The sequence below is a fragment of the Bacillus sp. AFS029533 genome (assembly GCF_002585125.1).
In the GTDB taxonomy this organism is placed as follows: Bacteria; Bacillota; Bacilli; order Bacillales; family Bacillaceae_G; genus Gottfriedia; species Gottfriedia luciferensis_B.
Genome location: NZ_NUQC01000007.1, coordinates 1 through 24,517, shown reverse-complemented (window position 1 = coordinate 24,517; position 24,517 = coordinate 1). Strand labels below are relative to the sequence as shown.

25 protein-coding genes and 2 other annotated features are annotated in these 24,517 nt (G+C 35.3%); all 25 genes read right to left on the bottom strand.

Features of this window, described 5'->3' with window-relative positions:
• Positions 1-8: 8 nt before the first annotated feature.
• Positions 9-3,539 (bottom strand): DNA-directed RNA polymerase subunit beta, encoded by a 3,531-nt coding sequence (gene rpoB / locus COE53_RS04020; protein WP_069033606.1) that lies wholly within the window; start codon positions 3,537-3,539, stop codon positions 9-11.
• A gap of 246 nt (positions 3,540-3,785) precedes the next feature.
• A complete protein-coding gene (locus tag COE53_RS04015; protein ID WP_069033605.1) occupies positions 3,786-4,385 on the bottom strand; it encodes a class I SAM-dependent methyltransferase in 600 nt (199 codons plus the stop codon).
• A gap of 110 nt (positions 4,386-4,495) precedes the next feature.
• A complete protein-coding gene (rplL, locus tag COE53_RS04010) occupies positions 4,496-4,855 on the bottom strand; it encodes a 50S ribosomal protein L7/L12 (RefSeq protein WP_069033604.1) in 360 nt (119 codons plus the stop codon).
• Between the two features lie 56 nt (positions 4,856-4,911).
• Positions 4,912-5,412 (bottom strand): 50S ribosomal protein L10, encoded by a 501-nt coding sequence (gene rplJ / locus COE53_RS04005; RefSeq protein ID WP_069033603.1) that lies wholly within the window; start codon positions 5,410-5,412, stop codon positions 4,912-4,914.
• Positions 5,413-5,455: 43 nt separating this feature from the next.
• Positions 5,456-5,593: a sequence feature (ribosomal protein L10 leader region), on the bottom strand.
• Positions 5,594-5,647: 54 nt separating this feature from the next.
• Complete coding sequence (gene rplA / locus COE53_RS04000; protein WP_056467376.1) at positions 5,648-6,337, bottom strand: 50S ribosomal protein L1; 690 nt, start codon at positions 6,335-6,337, stop codon at positions 5,648-5,650.
• A 115-nt stretch (positions 6,338-6,452) separates the two neighbouring features.
• Positions 6,453-6,878, bottom strand: coding sequence for a 50S ribosomal protein L11 (gene rplK / locus COE53_RS03995; RefSeq protein WP_056467373.1), 426 nt, complete (start codon positions 6,876-6,878; stop codon positions 6,453-6,455).
• 169 nt (positions 6,879-7,047) lie between these two features.
• Positions 7,048-7,581, bottom strand: a complete 534-nt coding sequence (gene nusG / locus COE53_RS03990) for a transcription termination/antitermination protein NusG (protein WP_056467370.1) — start codon at positions 7,579-7,581, stop codon at positions 7,048-7,050.
• A 114-nt stretch (positions 7,582-7,695) separates the two neighbouring features.
• A complete protein-coding gene (secE, locus tag COE53_RS03985; protein ID WP_235832964.1) occupies positions 7,696-7,893 on the bottom strand; it encodes a preprotein translocase subunit SecE in 198 nt (65 codons plus the stop codon).
• Between the two features lie 110 nt (positions 7,894-8,003).
• Positions 8,004-8,150 (bottom strand): 50S ribosomal protein L33, encoded by a 147-nt coding sequence (gene rpmG, locus COE53_RS03980; RefSeq protein WP_082459366.1) that lies wholly within the window; start codon positions 8,148-8,150, stop codon positions 8,004-8,006.
• A gap of 134 nt (positions 8,151-8,284) precedes the next feature.
• Complete coding sequence (gene sigH / locus COE53_RS03975; protein WP_056467364.1) at positions 8,285-8,935, bottom strand: RNA polymerase sporulation sigma factor SigH; 651 nt, start codon at positions 8,933-8,935, stop codon at positions 8,285-8,287.
• Positions 8,936-9,000: 65 nt separating this feature from the next.
• Positions 9,001-9,480 (bottom strand): NYN domain-containing protein, encoded by a 480-nt coding sequence (locus tag COE53_RS03970; protein WP_254664585.1) that lies wholly within the window; start codon positions 9,478-9,480, stop codon positions 9,001-9,003.
• Between the two features lie 34 nt (positions 9,481-9,514).
• A complete protein-coding gene (gene rlmB / locus COE53_RS03965; protein WP_069033601.1) occupies positions 9,515-10,258 on the bottom strand; it encodes a 23S rRNA (guanosine(2251)-2'-O)-methyltransferase RlmB in 744 nt (247 codons plus the stop codon).
• Position 10,259: 1 nt separating this feature from the next.
• On the bottom strand, positions 10,260-10,676 hold the full coding sequence (locus COE53_RS03960; protein WP_098947489.1) for a Mini-ribonuclease 3: 417 nt from the start codon (positions 10,674-10,676) through the stop codon (positions 10,260-10,262).
• 4 nt (positions 10,677-10,680) lie between these two features.
• The gene (gene cysS / locus COE53_RS03955; RefSeq protein ID WP_069033599.1) at positions 10,681-12,081 is read right to left on the bottom strand and encodes a cysteine--tRNA ligase; all 1,401 of its coding nucleotides are present in this window, start codon (positions 12,079-12,081) and stop codon (positions 10,681-10,683) included.
• A gap of 4 nt (positions 12,082-12,085) precedes the next feature.
• Complete coding sequence (gene cysE, locus COE53_RS03950; protein WP_069033598.1) at positions 12,086-12,724, bottom strand: serine O-acetyltransferase; 639 nt, start codon at positions 12,722-12,724, stop codon at positions 12,086-12,088.
• An 83-nt stretch (positions 12,725-12,807) separates the two neighbouring features.
• Positions 12,808-13,027, bottom strand: a binding site (T-box leader).
• Between the two features lie 42 nt (positions 13,028-13,069).
• Positions 13,070-14,530 (bottom strand): glutamate--tRNA ligase, encoded by a 1,461-nt coding sequence (gltX, locus tag COE53_RS03945; protein ID WP_098947488.1) that lies wholly within the window; start codon positions 14,528-14,530, stop codon positions 13,070-13,072.
• A 42-nt stretch (positions 14,531-14,572) separates the two neighbouring features.
• Positions 14,573-15,052, bottom strand: coding sequence for a 2-C-methyl-D-erythritol 2,4-cyclodiphosphate synthase (ispF, locus tag COE53_RS03940; RefSeq protein WP_069033596.1), 480 nt, complete (start codon positions 15,050-15,052; stop codon positions 14,573-14,575).
• Between the two features lie 11 nt (positions 15,053-15,063).
• On the bottom strand, positions 15,064-15,750 hold the full coding sequence (gene ispD / locus COE53_RS03935; RefSeq protein WP_098947487.1) for a 2-C-methyl-D-erythritol 4-phosphate cytidylyltransferase: 687 nt from the start codon (positions 15,748-15,750) through the stop codon (positions 15,064-15,066).
• A gap of 20 nt (positions 15,751-15,770) precedes the next feature.
• Positions 15,771-16,841, bottom strand: coding sequence for a PIN/TRAM domain-containing protein (locus tag COE53_RS03930; protein ID WP_069033594.1), 1,071 nt, complete (start codon positions 16,839-16,841; stop codon positions 15,771-15,773).
• A gap of 49 nt (positions 16,842-16,890) precedes the next feature.
• Complete coding sequence (gene disA / locus COE53_RS03925; protein WP_069033593.1) at positions 16,891-17,964, bottom strand: DNA integrity scanning diadenylate cyclase DisA; 1,074 nt, start codon at positions 17,962-17,964, stop codon at positions 16,891-16,893.
• A gap of 2 nt (positions 17,965-17,966) precedes the next feature.
• Complete coding sequence (radA, locus tag COE53_RS03920) at positions 17,967-19,346, bottom strand: DNA repair protein RadA (protein WP_069033592.1); 1,380 nt, start codon at positions 19,344-19,346, stop codon at positions 17,967-17,969.
• A gap of 179 nt (positions 19,347-19,525) precedes the next feature.
• Positions 19,526-21,967: an ATP-dependent protease ATP-binding subunit ClpC gene (clpC, locus tag COE53_RS03915; RefSeq protein ID WP_069033591.1), complete on the bottom strand. Its 2,442-nt coding sequence runs from the start codon at positions 21,965-21,967 to the stop codon at positions 19,526-19,528.
• A gap of 20 nt (positions 21,968-21,987) precedes the next feature.
• Positions 21,988-23,055 carry a protein-arginine kinase McsB gene (gene mcsB / locus COE53_RS03910; protein WP_098947486.1) on the bottom strand — a complete coding sequence of 356 codons (1,068 nt, stop codon included), beginning with the start codon at positions 23,053-23,055 and terminating at the stop codon, positions 21,988-21,990.
• Positions 23,056-23,060: 5 nt separating this feature from the next.
• Positions 23,061-23,609 carry a protein-arginine kinase activator protein McsA gene (gene mcsA, locus COE53_RS03905; RefSeq protein WP_069033589.1) on the bottom strand — a complete coding sequence of 183 codons (549 nt, stop codon included), beginning with the start codon at positions 23,607-23,609 and terminating at the stop codon, positions 23,061-23,063.
• A 19-nt stretch (positions 23,610-23,628) separates the two neighbouring features.
• On the bottom strand, positions 23,629-24,090 hold the full coding sequence (locus tag COE53_RS03900) for a CtsR family transcriptional regulator (protein WP_069033588.1): 462 nt from the start codon (positions 24,088-24,090) through the stop codon (positions 23,629-23,631).
• Positions 24,091-24,517: the final 427 nt, after the last annotated feature.

Genomic DNA, 24,517 nt, shown 5'->3' with positions numbered 1-24,517 from the left:
TATAATACTTATTCTTTTACGTATTCCATATCCATCGCTAAATGTTCTGAAGCTTGATCATCATCATCTTCAGTATCACGCATTTCGATTTCTTGATCTGTTGCAGACATCATTTTAACATCCATACCTAGAGATTGTAATTCCTTAATCAATACTTTGAATGATTCTGGAACACCTGGTTCTGGTACATTTTCACCTTTAACGATTGCTTCATATGTTTTCACACGGCCAACAACGTCATCAGATTTAACTGTTAAGATCTCTTGTAATGTATAAGCAGCACCGTATGCTTCAAGTGCCCAAACCTCCATCTCACCAAAACGCTGTCCACCAAATTGTGCTTTACCACCAAGTGGTTGTTGCGTAACAAGTGAGTATGGTCCCGTTGAACGAGCATGTAACTTATCGTCAACCATGTGTGCAAGTTTGATCATATACATGACACCTACAGAAACACGGTTATCGAAAGGCTCACCACTACGTCCATCATATAATACAGTTTTAGCATCACGTGCCATACCAGCTTCTTCAATTGTTCCCCAAACATCTTCCTCACGCGCTCCGTCAAATACTGGAGAAGCAACATGAATGCCAAGATATCTTGCAGCCATACCTAAGTGCAGCTCTAATACCTGACCGATGTTCATACGAGAAGGTACCCCTAATGGGTTTAACATGATATCAACTGGCGTTCCATCAGGTAAGAATGGCATATCTTCTTCTGGTAAAATACGAGATATAACCCCTTTATTACCATGTCGTCCAGCCATTTTATCCCCTTCAGAGATTTTACGTTTCTGAACGATATAAACACGAACAAGTTGGTTTACTCCTGGTGGTAATTCATCACCGTTTTCACGAGTGAATACTTTCACATCAAGAATAATTCCGCCTCCACCGTGTGGAACACGTAAAGATGTATCACGAACTTCACGAGCTTTTTCACCGAAGATTGCATGTAGAAGACGTTCTTCAGCAGTTAATTCAGTTACACCTTTAGGCGTTACTTTACCAACTAATAAATCTCCATCTTTAACTTCCGCACCAATTCGGATAATTCCACGCTCATCAAGATTTTTAAGTGCATCTTCACCAACGTTTGGAATATCACGAGTGATTTCTTCAGGTCCTAATTTTGTATCACGAGCTTCTGATTCATATTCTTCAATATGAACTGAAGTGTAAACATCTTCTTTAACAAGACGGCGACTCATAATAATCGCATCCTCGTAGTTGTAACCATCCCATGTCATGAATGCTACTAATACGTTACGTCCTAGAGCTAATTCACCTTTTTCCATTGAAGGTCCATCTGCAAGAATTTCGCCTCTTACTACTTCGTCACCAACACTTACGATTGGGCGTTGGTTATAACAAGTACCTTGGTTTGATCGTACGAATTTTAACATACGATATTTATCAAGGTCACCTTTAACTTTTTGTCCATCTACTTCTAAGTAGCGACGTACCCAAACTTCTTTCGCTTCAACACGTTCAACGATACCTGGGTGTTTACAAATTACTGCAGCACCAGAGTCTTTTGCTGAAACGTATTCCATACCTGTACCTACGATTGGTGATTCAGGGTTTAATAATGGTACTGCTTGACGTTGCATGTTCGCTCCCATTAGGGCACGGTTTGAGTCATCGTTCTCTAAGAAAGGAATACATGCTGTCGCAGCTGATACTACTTGTTTTGGAGATACATCCATGTAGTCAATACGTTCACGTTTAACAACTGTGTTGTCTCCACGGAAACGAGCTACTACATCTTCATCTAAGAAGCTTCCGTCTTCACCTAAACGTGCATTCGCTTGGGCTACAACGTATAGATCCTCTTCATCAGCAGTTAAATAGTCAATTTTATCAGTTAGACGACCTGTTTCAGGGTCTACACGACGATATGGAGTTTCAATGAAACCAAATTGATTTACTTTTGCATAAGAAGAAAGTGAGTTAATTAATCCGATGTTTGGTCCCTCAGGCGTTTCAATCGGACACATACGACCATAGTGAGAGTAATGAACGTCACGTACTTCAAATCCTGCACGTTCACGTGTTAAACCACCTGGTCCAAGTGCTGATAGTCTTCGTTTATGAGTTAATTCAGCAAGAGGATTTGTTTGATCCATGAATTGAGATAACTGTGAACTACCAAAGAATTCTTTAATTGAAGCAATTACAGGGCGAATATTAATTAACGCCTGTGGAGTAACTGCGTTTGTATCTTGAATTGACATACGTTCACGTACTACACGTTCCATACGAGATAAACCGATACGGAATTGGTTTTGAAGTAATTCACCAACTGAACGTAAACGACGATTTCCTAAATGGTCAATATCGTCAGTGTCACCTACGTTATGTAGCAGGTTAAAGAAGTAAGAAATTGAAGAAATAATGTCCGCAGGTGAAATGTTTTTCACACTTTTGCTTACATTCGCATTTCCAATAACTTGAATAACTTGTTCACCATCTTCTACAGGAGCGTAAATTTTAATAGATTGTAAAGTAATCTCATCTTCTAATACGCCACCAGCAGGGTGAGCAACTTTTTCACCGATATTCTTTTCTAAGAATGGAAGAATACGGTCTAACGTACGGCGATCAAGAGTTGTCCCTTTTTCTACAATAATTTCACCAGTTTCTGGGTCCACTAGAGTTTCTGCAATACGTTGGTTAAACAGTCTATTTTTAATGTGTAATTTTTTATTTATTTTGTAGCGTCCAACGCTAGCTAAGTCATAACGCTTCGGATCAAAGAAGCGAGTAATTAATAGGTTTTTAGCGTTTTCTACTGTAGGTGGTTCACCTGGACGTAATCTTTCATAGATTTCAAGAAGCGCTTTTTCAGTGCTATCTGTGTTATCTTTTTCAAGAGTATTACGTAGGTATTCATTTTCGCCTAATAAGTCTAGAATCTCTTGGTCTGTACCAAACCCAAGCGAACGTAGTAGTACCGTTACAGGTAATTTTCTTGTACGGTCAATACGTACATAAACTACATCCTTCGCGTCCGTTTCGTACTCTAACCAAGCACCACGGTTCGGAATAACTGTAGCCGTAAAACCTTTTTTACCATTTTTGTCTATCTTTCCACTATAGTACACACTTGGAGAACGTACTAATTGTGAAACGATTACACGTTCAGCACCATTAATAATGAATGTGCCTGTGTCCGTCATCAATGGGAAATCACCCATGAAAACGTCTTGCTCTTTAACTTCGCCAGTTTCCTTATTTAATAGGCGAACTTTTACTCGAAGCGGAGCAGCGTAGTTTACGTCACGCTCTTTTGATTCTTCTACAACATACTTCGGCTCACCTAAACTGTAATCAATGAATTCTAATGATAGATTACCTGTGAAATCCTCAATTGGTGAAATGTCTTGGAACATTTCTCTCAAACCTTCATCTAAAAACCATTGGTAAGATGCTGTTTGAATTTCAATTAAGTTAGGTAACTCTAAAACTTCACTGATACGAGCATAACTTCTGCGTTGGCGGTGTCGTCCATATTGAACTAGTTGACCTGTCAACATATTCACCCCTTAAATTAAGAGTATTTATAACAAAAAAATAGTAACAAATAAGCAGAAAAATGCCACTTACTTGTTAGACAAAAAATAAAATGGTTTCAAAATGAAAACCATTTATTAAACTCAACGACAGTCATTTTACTATCATTTCCAAAGAATATAGAAATATACCCACTTTCAAAAAATCATTTTTGAAAATAAATATATATTGGCATTTAATAATACTATCACAAGCAAAAATTACAGTCAATCTTTTTTACTTTTTATGATATAATATCCTTTATCTTTTTTCACTACCTCAACCTCGTCGAACGTTTCTTTTAATAATTCAAGAGCAGATGGCGCTCCTTGCTTCTTTTGTATAACTACCCAAAGCTCTCCACCAGGGAGTAATTTATCATGAGCACCTTTCAAAATTTCATGAACAACACTTTTCCCAGCACGAATTGGCGGATTTGTTAAAATAGCAGCATATTGTCCAGTTACATTTTCATAGATGCTACTTTCATAGATTTTCACATTATCAATCTTATTTACATTCGCATTTTCTTTCGCTAATTCTATCGCTCTTAAATTCACATCGACCATTTCCACTGTTCGACTAATACCATCTTTTGCGATTGATAATCCTATTGGACCGTATCCACATCCAACATCTAAAATATTACCTTCAATTTCTGGAAACGTGAAAATGTTAATTAAAACACGGGATCCAAAATCAACTTCATTCCTAGAAAAAACCCCTGAATCAGATTGGAATTTTAAATCATTACCTCTCAGAGTAAACGAAAATACCTTTTTATCAGTTTTACTATTCGGTTGATTTGTAAAATAATGATCTGCCATAAAAAACTCCTTCTTCCATAAATATACTTATCAACAGTCTTCCCAAAAGCAATCCCATATGTACAAAAAAAGCTCGCATAAATGCGAGCTTTTCTAAAAACTTTTAGAAATTACTTAACTTCTACGTTAGCGCCAACTTCTTCAAGTTTAGCTTTCATTTCTTCAGCTTCTTCTTTGCTGATTCCTTCTTTAATTGCTTTAGGAGTGTTGTCAACTAATTCTTTAGCTTCTTTTAATCCTAAACCAGTTAATTCACGAACTACTTTGATTACTTTGATTTTTTGGTCGCCAGGGCTAGCTAATACTAAATCAAATTCAGTTTGCTCAGCAGCAGCTTCTACAGCGCCACCCATCATAGCTACAGGAGCAGCAGCAGTTACGCCGAACTCTTCTTCGATTGCTTTTACTAAGTCATTTAATTCTAATACAGTCATGTTTTTAACTGCTTCAATGATTTGTTCTTTAGTCATTGTTAATTTCCTCCTTGTTTATACCTTTAAATTATATATTTTAAGCGATCTTGGCATTAAGCGCCTTGTTCTTCTTTTTGTTCTGCAACTGCTTTAGTTGCAAGAGCGAAGTTGCGGATTGGTGCTTGTAGCACGCTAAGCAACATAGAAAGTAAACCTTCGCGAGATGGAAGTTCAGCAAGAGCTTTAACTTCTTCAACAGTAGCAACGTTTCCTTCGATTACACCAGCTTTAATTTCTAAAGCTTCATGTTTTTTAGCGAAATCGTTGATTACTTTAGCAGGAGCAATTACATCCTCCGTACTAAACGCGATTGCGTTTGGACCAGTTAATGATTCGTTTAAACCAGCTAAGCCAGCCTCTTCAGCAGCACGACGAGTTAAAGTGTTTTTGTAAACTTTGAACTCAACGCCAGCTTCACGTAATTGCTTACGTAATTCAGTTACTTCAGCAACATTTAAACCACGGTAGTCAACAACAATTGTTGATTTACTATCACGTAATTTAGCAGCTACTTCAGATACAACTTGTTTTTTAGCTTCTAATACTGCGCTCATTTATTACACCTCCTGTGGATTTTAGTGTGTATACCGCAAAAGTGTAACCATAGCAAAACCTCCACGAACTTTTTTTAAAAAAAGACATGGAGGTTGTATATGCACGAATTTATCAGTTATACACCTCGGTAGGATATTAAGCATAAGCACCTACTGTCTACGGTAGTCTATTTAATTAGCAAGACAAACTCCATTATAGAGAGTTCTTGTCGAATTGTCAACTTTGTTTTTTATCTTAGAAACTAGCTGGATCTACTTTGATACCAGGGCCCATAGTTGAAGTGATTGCTACGTTCTTCATGTATGTTCCTTTAGCAGCAGCAGGTTTAACTTTTACCATAGTTTCAAAGATTGTTGTAAAGTTTTCTACTAACTTTTCGTTTTCGAAAGATACTTTACCGATTGGTACGTGAATGTTACCAGCTTTATCAACACGGTATTCAACTTTACCAGCTTTGATTTCGTTAACAGCTTTAGTTACGTCAAATGTAACTGTACCTGTTTTCGGGTTTGGCATTAAACCTTTAGGTCCTAATACACGTCCTAATTTACCAACTTCAGCCATCATGTCTGGAGTTGCTACTACTACATCAAAGTCGAACCAACCTTGTTGGATTTTGTTAATCATGTCAGCATCGCCTACGAAATCAGCACCAGCAGCTTCAGCTTCTTTAGCTTTTTCACCTTTAGCGAATACTAATACACGTTGTACTTTACCAGTACCGTGTGGAAGAACTACTGCACCACGAATTTGTTGGTCAGCTTTCTTTGGATCTACTCCTAAACGGAATGCTACTTCAACTGTTGCATCAAAGTTAACAGTTGTAGTCTTTTTAACAAGTTCAACAGCTTCGTTTACTGCGTAAACAGCTGTACGATCTACTAATTTAATAGCTTCTTGGTATTTTTTACCTTTGTTAGCCATGTTTTATTCCTCCTAATGTGGTTTTAACGGATTTTCCTCCCACGAATAAAGGTTGCGATAAAACACATCAAATGATGTTCGCAACCTCCTCAATCACACCTTATTGAAGATGGGATTAGTCTTCAATAACGATACCCATACTACGTGCAGTACCTTCTACCATACGCATAGCAGCTTCAACAGAAGCAGCATTTAAGTCAGGCATTTTTTGTTCAGCAATCTCACGCACTTTATCGCGTTTAACTGTTGCTACTTTTTTACGATTTGGTTCACCAGAACCAGACTCGATACCAGCCGCTACTTTAAGAAGTACAGCAGCAGGAGGAGTTTTCGTAATAAATGTAAACGAACGATCTTCGAATACAGTGATTTCAACAGGAATAATTAGACCAGCTTGGTCAGCTGTACGAGCGTTGAACTCTTTACAGAATCCCATGATGTTAACACCTGCTTGTCCTAATGCAGGACCAACTGGTGGTGCTGGGTTTGCTTTTCCTGCAGGAATTTGCAATTTTACCATTTTAATTACTTTTTTAGCCACGAGACACACCTCCTTAAGTCCGTGATGTGGTAATGGGGTTTTACACCCTCCCACTCATATCGTGTTGCATTTTCATGCATATTCTTATACAGAAGTTAATACCATCTTTTCGATGCATATTGACCTTTAAAAGTCTAACATTTTCAAATTAAAAATGCAAGGTCTTGTATTATAATTTTTCAACAAGATGTAAATCCAGTTCTACTGGCGTTTCTTTATTAAAGAATTCTACTAACACAGTCACTTTTTTCTTTTCGAAGTCAATTTCCTTAATTGATCCAGTATAATTCGCAAATGGTCCTTCTTTTAATCGAACAACTTCATTTACATCTAAATCAATATCGATTGTTTGTTCATCTAGACCCATATGTTTTAGAATATGCGTAATTTCTTCTTCTAAAAGTGGGGTTGGTTTTGAACCAGATCCAGCTGAGCCAACGAAACCAGTTACTCCCGGTGTATTACGAACTACATACCAAGAATCGTCAGTCATTACTAGTTCAACTAATACATAACCTGGAAACACTTTACGTTTCGTTACTTTCTCTTTACCGTTCTTCATTTCTACTTCTGATTCTTCTGGAACTATTACACGGAAAATTTTATCCTGCATTCCCATTGTTTCTACACGTTTTTCTAAATTTGCTTTTACTTTATTCTCATATCCTGAGTAAGTATGAACTACATACCATCTTTTTTCCATGTTAGAGGACTACTTGTCCTTCCCTCCCCGGTCAACTTTCTTTGCAAATTAAAAAACCCGTCACCGGGCTTTTTTTTAAACATTATCACTCATTATAGCACAATTAGTTTTAACTTATTCAAGAATAAGTCGAATTAGTTTAGAAAGTCCTGTGTCAATTACAGCGAAGAATACTACAAAGAATAAAACTGTAGCTAATACTGTAACTGTTGAATTAACTAATTCTTTACGTTTAGGCCATGAAACTTTTTTCATTTCACTTTTTACTTCGCGAAAAAACTTACCGATACGACCCACAGATGCAACCCCCATATATACTAGTTTAGAGATTTACGAAACGTCCGCCTTGTCCAAAAAATAGTGCTGAATCTAGTTTATATAATGAATAAGGACATTCGCAATTATCATTTATCTTACTTCATTTATTTTGTTTCTTTATGTGTAGTATGCTCATTGCACGTTTTACAAAACTTTTTCATCTCCAAACGTTCTACAGAAGAGGAATTCTTCATCGTGGAGTAATTTCTATTATTGCAATTAGCGCACGACAGGACAACTTTTTTTCTCATGGTGACACCAACCTAATTCATCTATAATTATCCATTTAGAATGTACCATGTGAATTATAAACTGTCAAACTCAATGGTATACCCTTGTATTCCTATACATTATCACGAATTACAAGGGAGTTTCTTTGATCTGATTAAACTGACAGTTCTCTTATTTCCATATATCTTTCAAGCTTTCTTTTCACTCTTTGTAAAGCATTATCAATCGATTTCACATGTCTATTTAATTCTTCTGATATTTCTTGGTAAGATCGACCATCTAAATAGAGTGATAATACTTTTCTTTCTAAATCGCTTAATAATTCAGACATTTTAAGCTCTATGTCCACATTTTCTTCTTGATTGATCACAAGTTCCTCTGGGTCCATGTTTTTTGTTTCTGTTAAAACATCCAGTAAAGTACGATCAGATTCCTCATCGTAAATAGGCTTGTCCAATGAAACATAAGAATTTAACGGAATATGCTTTTGCCTAGTAGCTGTTTTAATTGCTGTAATAATTTGTCTTGTAATGCATAATTCTGCAAACGCCTTGAAAGACGAAAGTTTGTCTTCTTTGTAATCACGAATTGCTTTGTATAATCCAATCATACCTTCTTGAATGATGTCTTCACGGTCAGCTCCTATTAGGAAATAAGACCTAGACTTTGCTTTAACGAAATTTCGGTATTTTTGAATTAAAAATGTTAGTGCCTCTTGATCACCCTCTCGAACATATTCGAGAATTACCTCATCTTCTAAAGGGCCATACTCTATCATTAGCTTCAATTCCTGTTCAACGTTCACAATTAGCACCTCCGACCAAACAATTTAATTAAATTATACAGCACAAAGAAGAAGGAAACAATAAGTCATCGTTCCCCTCTTCGCCATTTTTCTAAAATTTCTGTTTGTTTCGAATTCAAAGTCTTACTAATTGTCAGTCTTTGATCAGGTATTTCACTAATTTGACTACTTATCATTTTTTTATTTTGAGTAACTGATCGATATAGTTCCATTGCAGGTATACGAAGTGCACCTTGTCCAAATATTTGCCATTGCTCAGTAAAGTCAGATGTCGCAACATAAATATGATGGTTAACATGACGAAGCTCAATTGCCAGTTTTTCAATTTTTTCATCAGCCGTCTGGTTTTTTCGAGTAAAAATCACTTCGACCTTTGAATTCTTGTCGACCTTTTCGATTCCATTTACAAAATGAGCATCAAATACAACAATTATAGACATCCCTGTGTATGCCTTATACTCAGCAAGCTGAGTAATTAGATAATCTCGTGATTTATCAAAGTCAATTTCTCGAAGTTTTCTAAGATTCGGCCAAGCTCCAATCATGTTATAACCATCTACAATAAGAATCTCTTTCTTTTTATGATCCAAGTGGATGTCTCTTACGATGTATTTCATACATTAATAAACTAGCCGCAACAGACGCATTTAAAGATGTAACTTTACCGACCATTGGTAACTTAATTAGGAAATCACATTTTTCCTTTAAGATCCTGCTCATGCCTTTACCTTCGCTACCAATAATTAAACCCAGAGAAATTTGGCCATCCATGTTTCGATAGTCATCAGCACCTTTTGCATCTGTACCAAAAATCCAAACTCCTCTTTCTTTTAATTCATCTACCGTTCTTGCTAAGTTCGTTACTCGAGCTACTGGAATGTATTCAATTGCTCCAGTAGAAGACTTAGCAACCGCTGAGGTTAAACCTACCGCTCTTCTCTTTGGAATAATGATCCCATGAGCACCAACTGCATCTGCAGTTCTCATAATTGAGCCTAAATTATGAGGGTCTTCAATTTCATCAAGAATTAAGAAGAATGGTTGTTCATTTCGACTACTAGCCACTTCAAACAAATCATCAATTTCCACATATTCATATGCAGCCACTTGTGCTACTACACCTTGGTGGTTTCCTTTAACCATTCCATCTAATTTCTTGTTTGGTGCAGTTTGAACTATCACTTTGTTTTGGTTAGCTAATTCTAAAAGTTTATGGATTTGACCTTTATTTGCTCCTTCGCTAACCCAAATTTTATTTATATCACGACCTGAACGTATTGCTTCCATAACTGGATTACGTCCAATAATAAATTCCTCAGACATATTATTCTCCTTTATCATTCTCAATAAATTGAATCGCAAAATGTACAATTGTATTGAGTCTATCTTCATTTTTTAATAAATAATGGTATCCAATTAACGCTTCCATTGCGGTTGCGTACCGATATGTTTGTACATCAGTATTTTTTGGCACAGTTCCTGACTTTGCATTACGGCCCCTTTTAACGACCGCAACTTCTTCATCTGACAATATCTCAGTAAAAAGCATTTCTCTAATTACTTTAGCTTGTCCTTTCGCAGAAACAAATCTTGTTGCTGCTCGGTGAAGTTGATTAGGTCTCACTTTTCCTTTTTCAAGGAGGTGATGACGTACATAAATTTCAAATACAGCATCACCTATATAAGCAAGTGCTAAACTGTTTAGTTGTTTAGCATCAACATTTTGGTTACTTTCAATCATGAAGTTATCCTCTTTTCCAGCGAATACCTTGCGGAGTATCTTCAATGATTATATTCATTTCTTTTAATTGATCACGAATTTGGTCCGCTAATGCAAAATCACGATTTTTACGTGCGTCGGTACGTTTTTGAATTAATGCTTCGATTTCATCATCTAACATTGCTTCTTCTTTAACTAGTGTAATGCCTAGTACATTTGATAATTCATCAAAAGTTGCTACTAATTGGTTTAATACATTCGTAGAAGTATGTGTCTCTAGTAAATATTGATTTGCCAATTTAGCTAATTGATATAAAACAGAAATCGCATTAGCTGTATTAAAATCATCATCCATTACTTTTGTGAAGACAGCTTTTTCATCTGCTATTTCTTTTAACCACTTATTGTCATCTTCAGTTAAGTTAGTACTACTTTCTAGACGGTGCTTACTATTTTGGTAAGCCGTTTTAATACGTTCAAAACCATTTCTAGCTTCTTGTAAAAGTTCATCGCTATAGTTAATTGGATGACGATAATGCACTGATAACATGAAGAAACGTAATAACATAGGATCAACAATTTTAATAATGTCATGGACTAATACAAAGTTACCCAATGATTTAGACATTTTTTCGTTGTCAATATTGATGTATCCATTATGCATCCAATAATTTGAAAAAGTTTTCCCGCTTAAAGCTTCTGACTGAGCAATTTCATTCTCATGGTGTGGGAATGATAAGTCTTGACCGCCTGCATGAATATCAATTGTGTCACCAAGGTATTTCTTTGCCATTGCTGAGCACTCAATATGCCATCCTGGTCTACCTTTCCCCCATGGACTTTCCCAGAATATTTCGCCTGGTTTTGCTGCTTTCCATAGAGCAAAATCTAGTGGGTCTTCTTTCTTTTCGCCAACTTCAATTCTTTCACCAATTCGAAGGTCTTCAATTGATTGGTGTGAAAGTTTACCGTAACCTTCAAATTCCTTTGTTTTGAAGTAAACATCACCTTCAGATTCATATGCATAACCTTTTTTTACTAGCTCATCGATAAACTCAATAATAATATCCATATTATCCATTACACGAGGATGATTCGTTGCTGTTTTGCAACCTAGCTCTTGAACATCTTCAAAATATGCATTAATAAAACGATCTGCTATAGTTGGGACATCTGAACCTAATTCATTTGCTGCTTTAATTAACTTATCATCAACATCAGTGAAATTTGAAACATAGTTTACTTCGTATCCACGATATTCAAAATAGCGTCTTACTGTATCAAAAACAATAGCAGGTCTTGCATTACCAATATGAATATAGTTATATACAGTAGGTCCACATACATACATTTTGACCTTGCCTTCTTCTATAGGCTTAAAATCTTCTTTATTTCTTGTTAAGGTATTATAAATTTGAATTGCCATAGTGTTACTTCCTTTCAGATATTCTCATTAAACTTCTTAGCTCTTCTAATTCCGCTTCTAGTTGTAGTAATCGATCTGCTACTGGGTCAGGTAGATCACAGTGATCAAATTGATTATTTACTCTAATTCCATCTTGAACAACTATCTTCCCAGGTATACCAACAACCGTAGTATTCTTTGGAACATCCTTTAGCACAACTGAATTTGCACCGATTTTTGCATTTTCTCCGATTGTGATTGATCCTAGAACTTTTGCTCCCGTAGCTACTAATACTCCACTCAATAAGGTCGGGTGTCGCTTACCTTTTTCCTTACCGGTTCCACCTAATGTTACTCCTTGATAAATCGTAACATCATCACCTATTTCACATGTTTCTCCAATTACAACTCCTGCACCATGATCGATAAAAAATCGTCTACCAATTTTCGCCCCTGGGTGAATCTCGATTCCTGTTAAAAAACGAGCAAACTGTGAAATACTCCTTGCAATAAAGTGCCATTTTTTCCGATAGAAATAATGAGCAAATCGATAAAGCCATAATGCATGTAAACCAGCATACGTAAGAATAACTTCTAAATAGCTAGTAGCGGCTGGATCGCGTTCAAATATCGTCGCTACATCTTCCTTCATGTACTTTAGCATCTTCATTTCCCCTTAAAGAATTTATTAAGAATTTGATTTTTTTCTCTATAAAAAATAAAAAGCGTCCCAGTGTACATAAAATACACAGAGACGCTTAATGCGCGGTTCCACTCTGTTTAGATAAAATAAATTTATCTCAACTCATGTAATGTAACGGTTTCCACCGCCTTAGCCTACTAAAACGTATTTTTCGGCTAAGGACTCAAGGGGGCACTTCAATGACTACTGTTAAAATCACTTTCACCAGTGTGATTCTCTCTGGGTAACGAGTAAGCATTTACTTTTCCCTATCAACATTTTACCTATATGAATATTACTTATATATATTACAAATTAATCAAAATGTTAACCAATTATTTGTTGTAAACGAGCAATAACTTTTTCTTTTCCTAATAAAGTCATCGCTGCTGGTAATTCAGGACCATGACATTGACCAGTTGTTGCCACACGAATTGGCATAAATAACTTTTTGCCTTTTTGTCCAGTTGACTTTTGAACTGATTTCATTGCAGCTTTAATTGAATCAACTGTAAATTCTTCAGAAGCATTAAGTTCTTCAACTAATGCTGAAAGTACTTCTTTCACTTGCTCTTCAGAAATAACAGCTTGCTCTTCTTCACCGAATGTTAATACATCTTTGAAGAATAAGCTTGATAATTCTACAATTTCAGCACCAAAGCTCATTTGGTCTTGATATAAAGCTACTAGATTTGTAACCCACAGATTTTCATCTGCAGTGCGTTCTTCATTTACAAAACCAGCTTTAATTAGATGTGGTAATGAAATTTCTACCACTTTTTCTAATGGTTGCTCTTTAATATATCGGTTGTTAATCCAAGTTAATTTTTGCTTATCAAACATAGCAGGAGCAGAACTTAAACGGCTAGGATCAAAAATCTTAATAAATTCATCCTTGCTGAAAATCTCTTCTTCACCAACTGGTGACCAACCAAGAAGAGCAATAAAGTTAAATAACGCTTCTGGTAAGTAACCAAGATTTTGATATTGTTCAATAAATTGTAATACAGATTCGTCACGTTTTGAAAGCTTTTTACGGTTTTCGTTCACAATTACTGCCATATGACCAAAACCTGGAGCATCCCAATTTAATGCACGATATACCATTATTTGTTTAGGTGTATTAGAAATATGCTCTTCACCGCGAAGTACGTGACTAATCTTCATTAATGCATCGTCAACTACTACAGCGTAGTTATAAGTAGCGATTCCGTTCTTTTTAACAAGAACCCAGTCGCCGATATCTTTTGATTCAAATTTAATATTTCCACGAACGATATCTTCCCACTCATACGTATCGTTTGCTGGTACTGCAAAACGAATAGTGTGCTCTGCACCTGCTGCTTCTTTTACAGCTCTTTCTTCAGCTGTTAAATGACGGCATTTTCCGCTATAACGTGTAGTTGGATGACCAGCAGCTAATTGTGTTTCACGTTCCGCTGCAAGCTCTTCCTCTGTACAATAGCACTTGTATGCATGACCATTCTCAATTAATTCATTAGCATATTGTTTGTATAAGTCTAGTCTTTCTAGCTGGCGATAAGGACCGTACTCGCCACCTTTATCTGGACCTTCATCCCAATCAATACCTAACCAGTGTAAATATTTCGCTTGGCTTTCTTCGCCACCTTCAACATTACGTTCAATATCAGTATCTTCAATACGTAATACCATATCACCGTTAAAATGCTTAGCAAATAAATATACGTATAATGCTGTACGTGCATTTCCAATATGTAAATGACCTGTCGGACTAGGTGCATAACGAACTCTTACTCTATTTGACATTTATAGACACTCTCCACTAATTAATTAATATACTTTATTAGTTTAAGCCTTCTTTTGTAACAATACAACCGCTTGGGATGCAATTCCTTCTTTTCTTCCTGTAAAACCTAATTTTTCAGTTGTTGTTGCTTTAACATTAATACAATCAGATGTCGTTTCAAGCAGTTCGGCAATTCGCTCTCTCATTAATTGGATATATGGTGCCATTTTAGGCGCTTGAGCAATAATCGTACAATCTGCGTTAACTACCTCATAGCCTTTATCCTTAACAATATGAAATACGTGTTGAAGTAGTTTTGCTGAATCAGCATCTTTAAAAGCTGGATCTGTATCCGGGAAATGTCTACCTATATCTCCTTCACCAATAGCCCCTAGCAATGCATCCGATATTGTATGAAGAAGAACATCGGCATCAGAATGACCTAATAAACCTAACTCGTACGGGATCTCAATTCCACCAATAATTAATGGGCGATTTTCTGCAAAAGCGTGAACATCAAACCCTTGTCCAATTCTAAACATGTAAACACCTTCTAACCTCTATATTGTTCATAGATTGTTTCTGCAAAAAACAAATCTTCTTTAGTTGTTACTTTAATATTGTTATAATCTCCATTTACTACAAAAACTTTACTTCCGTTCCATTCAACTAAGCTAGCATCATCAGTTCCTAAATAACCATTTTCAATTGCTTTTTGATGCGCTTCTATTAAGCATTTGTATGTAAAAGCTTGGGGAGTTTGTACTCCCCAAAGTGTAGAACGATCGATTGTTTCAACGACTTCTTGATCAATAACTTTCTTTATTGTATCTTTCATCGGAACTGCACAGATGACTGCCTCATGTTCATTCATCTTTTCAAGAATCCGCTCAATCACTGCATTTGTTACAAAAGGTCTCGCCCCGTCATGTACTAAAATAAAACTTTCAGTATCCTTAATTGAAACTAAACCATTATAAACACTTTCTTGCCTCTCTGCTCCACCTTTTATATAGGTTATTTTATTTTGAATAAAGCTTGGCAAATTTAAAGTTTCAAAGAACTCTTTTTCAGATTCTTTAATTGGTAAGATAATCTCATTACAGCGATGATCTTCGCCAAATACTTTTAAGGTTAATTCAATAATTGGCGAGCTAATTATTTTTAGAAATAATTTATTATAGCCTGCACCCATTCGAGAGCCAGAACCCGCTGCTGGAATGATGACCTTATATTGCATTTTACGTATACCCCTCTAACTTACTTTACTTTTGCAAAAATCATGCGACCAGCAGAAGTTTGTAGTACGCTCGTAACGACTGTCTCTACTCGTTTACCAATTGATTCTTTACCGTCTTCTACAACGATCATTGTACCATCGTCTAAATATGCAACACCTTGTAATTTTTCTTTACCTTCTTTTACTACAAAAGCAGTTAATACTTCCCCTGGTAATACTACTGGTTTAATTGCATTTGCTAGATCGTTAATATTCCAAACTTTAATTTGCTGAAGTTCACTTACTTTATTTAAATTAAAGTCATTTGTCACTAAAATACCATTTTTTAATTTAGTAAGCTTTACTAATTTGGCATCTACTTCAGGAACATCTTCAAAATCACCTTCGTAGATTTCAACTTTCATAGCTAGCTCTTTTTGGATTCTATTTAGAATATCTAATCCTCTTCGCCCTCTATTTCGTTTTAACGTATCTGAGGAATCAGCTATATATTGTAACTCTGCTAATACAAATTGTGGAATCACAATTGTTCCTTCTATGAATCCAGTTTGGCATATATCAGCAATACGACCATCAATGATTACACTAGTGTCTAAAATTTTAACTGGAATATCGAATGCTGCATCTTGCTCTTCAGCAACCTTTTTCTTGGCCTTAGAAGATAAAGTAAATAAACTCAATAATTCTTCTCTTTTTTTAATCCCAACTTGAAAACCTAAATATCCTAATAAAATCGTAACAACTATTTGAATAATTGATGAAACATACTGTAATCTAATTGAGTCAATTGGCAATGAAATAAGAAATGCCAGAATAAGTCCAAAAACAAGTCCTAAACTACCAAACAAAATCATTGAAATAGGAGCCTTTAATAATTTCTCCTCAATATACTTAATAAACGTTACTGTTGGATCAACTAACCAAAGCGATAAAATAAAAAAGATCACTGCTCCACTTAAAGCTTGCACATAAGAATTATGCAAAATATTAGGTAACTCAGTTTTTAAGAGTTTATCTAATAGTGGAAAAAGTACTAAACCTAAAGTACTTCCGACAAAAATATAAATAACTTGAACGATCCTCTTTATCAATTCGCCACCTCCTTTAAATAAATAATAACTCTATCTTAGACGAAATAACTTAGTTATGTCTATTGATATACAGTTGCTCCTGAATTCGTTTTAATCCTTCTTTGATTTTTTTTGCACGAATTTCACCAATTCCATCAACATCATCCAACTCAGCAAGAGTAGCTTTGTAGATCCCTTTAAGGTGCTTAAATCGCTGTGTTAAATTTTCAATCACTAGCGGCGGCAGTCTAGAAATTTTCATCAACATACGATACCCTCTAGGCTCTACCATTTCCTCAAGATTTGTGTTATTCGGATAACCTAGTAATTTAATAATGGCATGATCCTCTAACAATTCTTCGTTTGCCAGTTCTTGGAGCTTTTGCAAAATACTTTTAGGATCTTGTTCCTTACTATAATGATAATCCTTTATTAAAAGTAATGCCTCCTCCTCAAGGTCCGAAATGATCTCAATTAACTGTAATTCAATCAGTCTTCCTTCATCACCAAGCTCAATTACATAATTATTAATTTCATTTTTAATTCGAAGAACCATTTCAACACTATGTAAAACATTTACAACTTCAAATAATGTCACTAGCTCTTCAAATTCTAAAATACTAAGTGAGGTAATTCCTTGATTCCATACAATTTTATATTTTTCAAGAGTCTGAATCGCCTGATTAGCTTTTGTTAAAATTACACCAATATCTCGCAGTGTATAGCGCAAATTACCTTTATATAAGGTAATAACATTACGTCTTTGCGAAATAGCAATTACTAAGTTTCCAGTCTGTCTTGATACTCGTTCTGCAGTTCGATGACGCATACCAGTTTCTTTTGTAAAGATTGATTGATCTGGTATCAATTGTGCATTTGCTAACAGGATTTTTGACCCTGTTTCATTTAAAATGAGCGCTCCATCCATTTTTGCTAATTCATATAAGCTAGCTGGAGAGAAAGGGTCATTAATATGAAAACCACCGTCGACCATTTCTTTTGTTTCATCATTAAAGCCAAGTACAATTAGTCCACCAGTCTGTGCTCTAAGTACATTATCAATGCCATCACGCAATGGTGTACCTGGAGCGATCATTTCTAAAACTGGCAACATTGATTTAGCTTTTTGTTTTTGATCCTCCATCTCTACCCTCCTAACACGTATTTTAATGCTTCATGTACTGTATTAATACCTATTATTTCCATTCCTTCGGGAAAACTCCATCCTCCAATATTTTTTGATGGAATTATTGCTCTTTTAAATCCAAGTTTAGCTGCTTCTTGTACTCTTTGCTCTATTCTAGATACCCTGCGAACTTCTCCTGTTAAACCGATCTCACCAATTACTACATCTGTTGGATTAGTAGGTTTATCTTGAAAGCTTGATGCTATACTTACCGCAACAGCTAAGTCTACAGCTGGCTCATCTAACTTCAGTCCTCCGGCAACCTTTAAATAAGCATCTTGATTTTGTAATAAAAGGCCCATTCTCTTTTCTAATACAGCCATAATTAACGATACTCTATTATGATCTATACCAGTTGCCATTCGTCTTGCATTTCCAAAGCTCGTTGGAGAGACAAGTGCTTGTAGTTCAACTAATACAGGTCTAGTACCTTCCATAGAAGCAACAACAGTTGAACCTGCTACTCCAAAAGGTCTCTCTTCTAAAAATATTTCCGATGGATTCAGTACTTCCACTAATCCTAACTCTTTCATCTCAAAAATACCAGTTTCATTAGTAGATCCAAAACGATTTTTAACTGCCCTTAATATTCGATATGTATGATGTCGTTCACCCTCAAAATATAATACTGCATCTACCATATGTTCCAGTAAACGTGGGCCTGCAATTGATCCTTCTTTTGTTACATGTCCTACTATAAAGATCGGGATCCCTTTAGTTTTCGCGAATTTCATTAATTCTGAAGTACACTCTCGTACTTGTGATACACTACCAGGAGCAGATGTTACTTCTTGTAAATAGATTGTTTGAATCGAATCAATTACAACAAAATCAGGAGCCATCTCATCCATATATCGAGCAATATGAGACAAATCTGTCTCGGATAAGACATATAAGTTTTGTGTAGCGACACCTAGTCGTTCTGCTCTTAATTTTATTTGCTTCTGAGATTCTTCACCTGAAACATATAAAACTTTATGGTCCTTTTTAGCCAATTGTGAGGAAACCTGTAATAGCATTGTCGACTTACCAATTCCCGGGTCACCACCAATTAATACTAATGAACCTAAAACGATACCTCCACCTAAAACCCGATTAAACTCATCAAATGAGGTTTCGATACGAGTTTCAGTGCCTATTTCAACTTCCATGATTGAAATTGGTTTCGTTCCTTCTACTGTAGCATTTGTATTAAATGTTAGCCTTCTTGAACTAGCAGGCTGTTCTATAAACTCAACCATTGTATTCCACTCGTTACATGCAGGACACTTTCCAATCCACTTAACCGATTCATATCCACAAGATTGACAAACGAATTTAGTTTTACTTTTTTTAGCCATATGTATAGTACCTCTTTTGTTACTATGATTTTCTATATTAATAGAGTATGTATTCTAAGTCTATCCTAACGCTTTTTTGATATAAGAAAAAGGGCTTCACGCCCTTTTTCACAAATTAGATAACTTTACAATTAATTTGTTCAATTATCCTTCATAAAAGGTATGAACTTTGTAATTGCTTATTGATTTACAGTTTCAGCCGCTGATCTAATCAAATATTCATTATCCTTTACATCAAGAATAACTTTTCGGCCTTTTTCAACATTACCTTTTAATAATTCTTCGGATAAACGATCCTCTACTTGTTTTTGAATTGCTCTTCTTAATGGACGAGCTCCGTATTCAGCATCGAATCCTTCATCTGAAATTTTATCAATTGCTGCATCTGATAATTCTAGTTCAATTTCTTGTTCTTTTAAACGCTTCGTTAAGCTATTAACCATTAAGTGAACAATTTCTTTAATATGTTTCTTCTCTAATGAATGGAAGACGATTGTTTCATCGATACGGTTTAGGAATTCAGGACGGAATGCTTTTTTCAGTTCCTCTAATACTTTTCCTTTCATATCTTTGTAATCTTTTTCTCCATCGTTAATATTGAATCCAACATATTTATTTGTTTTTAAAGCACTTGCTCCGACGTTTGATGTCATAATAACAAGTGTATTTCTAAAGTCAACTGTGCGACCTTTTGAATCGGTTAATCGACCGTCTTCTAATACTTGAAGTAGGATATTAAATACGTCTGGGTGAGCTTTCTCAATTTCATCTAATAGAATTACTGAGTAAGGTTTACGTCTAACTTTCTCAGTTAATTGACCACCTTCATCATAACCTACATATCCTGGAGGTGCTCCTACTAAACGAGATGTTGCGTGTTTTTCCATATACTCTGACATATCAATACGAATCATCGCATCTTCATCGCCGAAAATTGTTTCAGCTAATGCTCTAGCCAACTCTGTTTTACCTACCCCTGTAGGACCTAAGAAAATAAATGAACCAATTGGGCGTTTTGGATCTTTTAATCCAGCTCTTGCACGTCTTACAGCTTTAGAAACTGCTACTACTGCTTCTTCTTGACCAATTACTCGTTTATGAAGAACGCTTTCCATATTTAACAGTTTATCTGCCTCTGTTTGAGCAAGTTTTGTAACTGGAATATTCGTCCAAGATGATACAACATTCGCTATATCCTCTACAGTTACTTCGGAATTTTCTTTACCTTGTTTCTCTTTCCATTGACGTTTCGTATCTTCTAATTGTTCACGTAATCTTTGTTCTGAATCTCTTAATGATGCTGCTTTTTCAAATTCTTGACTTTGAACAGCTGCATCTTTCTCTTTACGAACTTCCTCTAATTTTAATTCTAATTCTTTTAAATTTGGCGGTGTTGTAAAGCTACGTAGTCGTACTTTAGAACCAGCCTCATCAATAACATCAATTGCTTTATCCGGTAAGAAACGGTCTGTAATGTATCGATCAGATAGTTTTACAGCTTCAATAATTGACTGATCAGAAATTGATACTCTATGATGTGCCTCATAACGGTCACGTAAGCCTTGAAGAATTTGAATTGACTCCTCTACACTCGGCTGATCAACTTGAATTGGTTGGAAACGACGCTCTAACGCAGCATCTTTTTCGATATATTTACGGTATTCATCAATTGTTGTTGCACCGATGCATTGTAGTTCACCACGTGCTAATGATGGCTTTAAGATGTTAGATGCATCAATTGCACCTTCCGCTCCACCTGCACCAATTAATGTATGAAGTTCATCAATGAAAAGAATAATATTACCAGCTTGACGAATTTCGTCCATTACTTTTTTCAGACGATCTTCAAATTCACCACGGTACTTAGTTCCAGCTACGACAGTACCCATATCAAGTGTCATAACTCGTTTATCTCTTAAAATTTCTGGTACTTCATTATTTACAATTTGTTGAGCTAAACCTTCTGCAATAGCTGTTTTACCAACACCAGGCTCACCAATTAATACTGGATTATTCTTAGTGCGTCGGCTTAACACTTCAATTACTCGCTGAATTTCTTTACCACGCCCGATTACAGGATCTAAGCGACCCTCTCTAGCTGATACTGTTAAATCACGAGCTAAGCTGTCTAATGTCGGTGTGTTTGCTTGATTAGCAGATCCATTTTGATGATTAGACGAGCTTTCATTACTGCCTAATAATTGAAGAACTTGTTGACGAGCTTTATTTAAGCTAACACCAAGATTATTTAATACTCTTGCTGCTACGCCTTCTCCTTCTCGAATTAATCCTAAAAGGATATGCTCTGTTCCTACATATGAATGACCTAATTTACGAGCCTCATCCATTGATAATTCAATCACTTTTTTAGCTCTAGGAGTGTAGTGTACAGTTTGAGCAACTCCTTGGCCACGTCCTATTAATGTTTCCACTTCTTGTTGTACTTTCTCTGGGCTTAATCCAAGTGCAAGTAATGCCTTAGCAGCAATCCCTTCTCCCTCTCGAACAAGTCCTAGTAAAATATGTTCTGTACCTATATTTGAGTGTCCAATTCGGATTGCCTCTTCTTGAGAAAGAGCTAATACTTTTTGAGCACGTTCTGTAAATCGACCAAACATCATAATTGGTTCCTCCCATATAATTAGTTATTTTTGTTAGATAGTCTTTCGCGTATTAGTGAAGCTCTTTTAATATCCCTTTCTTCGGGAGTAAGCTGATCACCGACATACTTTTGTAAGATACCTGGTTGGGTTAATATCATTAATTCATGTAAAAAGTTTTTAGATAACCCATCAATTAAACCTAGATCAATCCCTAATTGTACATCCGATAAACACTTAGCACTTTCCTTTGTTTCTATTATTCTTCCGTATTTCAATGTACCTAAAGAACGAAAGACTCGATCTTCTAAAAGAATTAAAGAAGTTCTTGCAAGTGCATCTCTTGCTGATTTCTCGTGTTTAATCAGTTGTTGAACAATTGTCGTTAAATCTTCTATTATTTCTTCTTCCGATTTCCCTAATGTTATTTGATTCGAAATCTGAAAGATATTACCTAATGCTTCGCTACCTTCACCATAAATTCCTCTTACTACTAAACCAAGTTGATTAATAGTAGGGATTAAACGGTTAAATTGTTTCGTGATGACTAGTGCTGGTAGATGCATCATCACTGAGGCCCTTAATCCGGTACCAACGTTAGTAGGACAACTAGTTAAATAACCAATTGTTTCATCAAAAGCATATTCAAGCTGACTCTCTATATAATTATCAATATGATTCGCTTGAGTAAGTGCCTCTCTAAGTTGTAAACCTGGAAATAGAGCTTGAATTCTTAAATGATCTTCTTCATTGATCATAATGCTAATTTGTTCATCCTGAGATAGTATACATGCTCCATGTACCGACTCTTGAACTAAATTAGGACTTATTAAGTGTTTTTCAATTAATACTCTTTTTTCTACTGGTTCTAACTTATTAATTTCAATATATTCAAAAGGTCCGTTTGGTAAAGCTGTACTACCTTCAAAATAATGTTTAACTAAATGACAAATTTCTTTAGCCTTGTCTTGACTAAGTAAAGTTGGATACAAATATGCACTGAAATTTCTAGCTAACCTAATACGACTACTTAAAACGATATCATCATCTGGGCCTTCTTGTTTCATCCATGGACTGATGGCCTCATTAATAATTCGATTAATAGACATGTAACTTACTCCACCTCCTTTTGAAGGGCTTGTAAATCTTTTTCAATTTCACGAATTTCATCCCGAATCTTAATTGCTTGCTCAAAATCTTCGTTATCAATAAAATTTTTCATTTGAGATTTCAAGTCTTGTAACTTCCTTTTCAAGGAGATTGCCCCATTAATCTTTTGAGGGATTTTCCCTGTATGCGATACATTACCGCTATGAATTCTTTTAACAATTGGTTTCATCTGATCCATAAATGTTTCATAACAAGTAGAACAACCTAACCGTCCAATTTTAGTAAACTTTTGAAAAGTCATCTTACATCTAGGACATTCAATTTGGGAATCTTGATGAAATTTATTTTTCTTCATTTCATAAATACCAGTATTACCTTTAAACAATCCAGCTAACAAATCATTTACAGAATAACCACCTATTTCAGAAAAAATATGTTTATTGTTCGATTCATTTGCGCATTTCTCACATAAGTGAATATCTGTTTTCTCACCATTAATAATTTTAGAATAGTGTAATGTTGCCGGACGTTCTTGACATTCTTGACAAATCATTATGGGCAACCTCCATATTCTATTTATACTTTAAGCTTCTTAGCATTGCCTTGAACATTCTTGCTCTTAACTCGTCTCTATAAGGTAAATTAACCATTATTACTGAACGATCTAATACACTTAACATCATTTTTGCTTCTCGCCCAGTAATTACATTTTTTTCAAGTAGTAGACGAATATAGTCCTCTGAGCTAGACTGTGCAATATTATTAGTAAAGCTACTTAATATTTGATCTATCACGCTCGCTTTATCATGAAATTGTACTTTAATAATTCGAATATACCCGCCGCCGCCGCGTTTACTTTCTACTACATATCCTCTTTCTAATGTGAATCTAGTATTTATTACATAATTTATTTGAGAAGGTACACAATCAAATTTATTCGCTATTTCACTTCTTTTTATCTCGACATAATCTTTATCGGATATGTCAAAGTAGTGCATTAGATATTGTTCAATAATATCTGATATATTCTTCATCTATTTACCACCTTTACTGACTTTGACTATCTTTGACTATTATTATATTCCTTTCATGAAAAATTTCAACTATTATCTCTTTACCATTTTTTCCAAACGATACAGCTCTTAATCTTTTTTATACATTAAGAATTGTATAAATTGGTAGCCTAGAAGAAAAATTGACGTATTTTTCAATATTGGATATTAAATATAAGTGCTATATCCTCTCTGTCATTACCTAAAGGCTCGCCAATTGGCGATTTTTCTTTATCAGTATATATATATATATGTTATACAATTCTTTTAAGAAGCTTTTTTTCCTTTTTACTTTTATTAAAAAAATTATTATTTTGATCAATCTCGTTTGATCATTTGAGCATTTTTAGATAACAAAAAAAACATCAGCCTAATTGCTGATGTTTTTGGTTACCAGGCGACGTTCTAC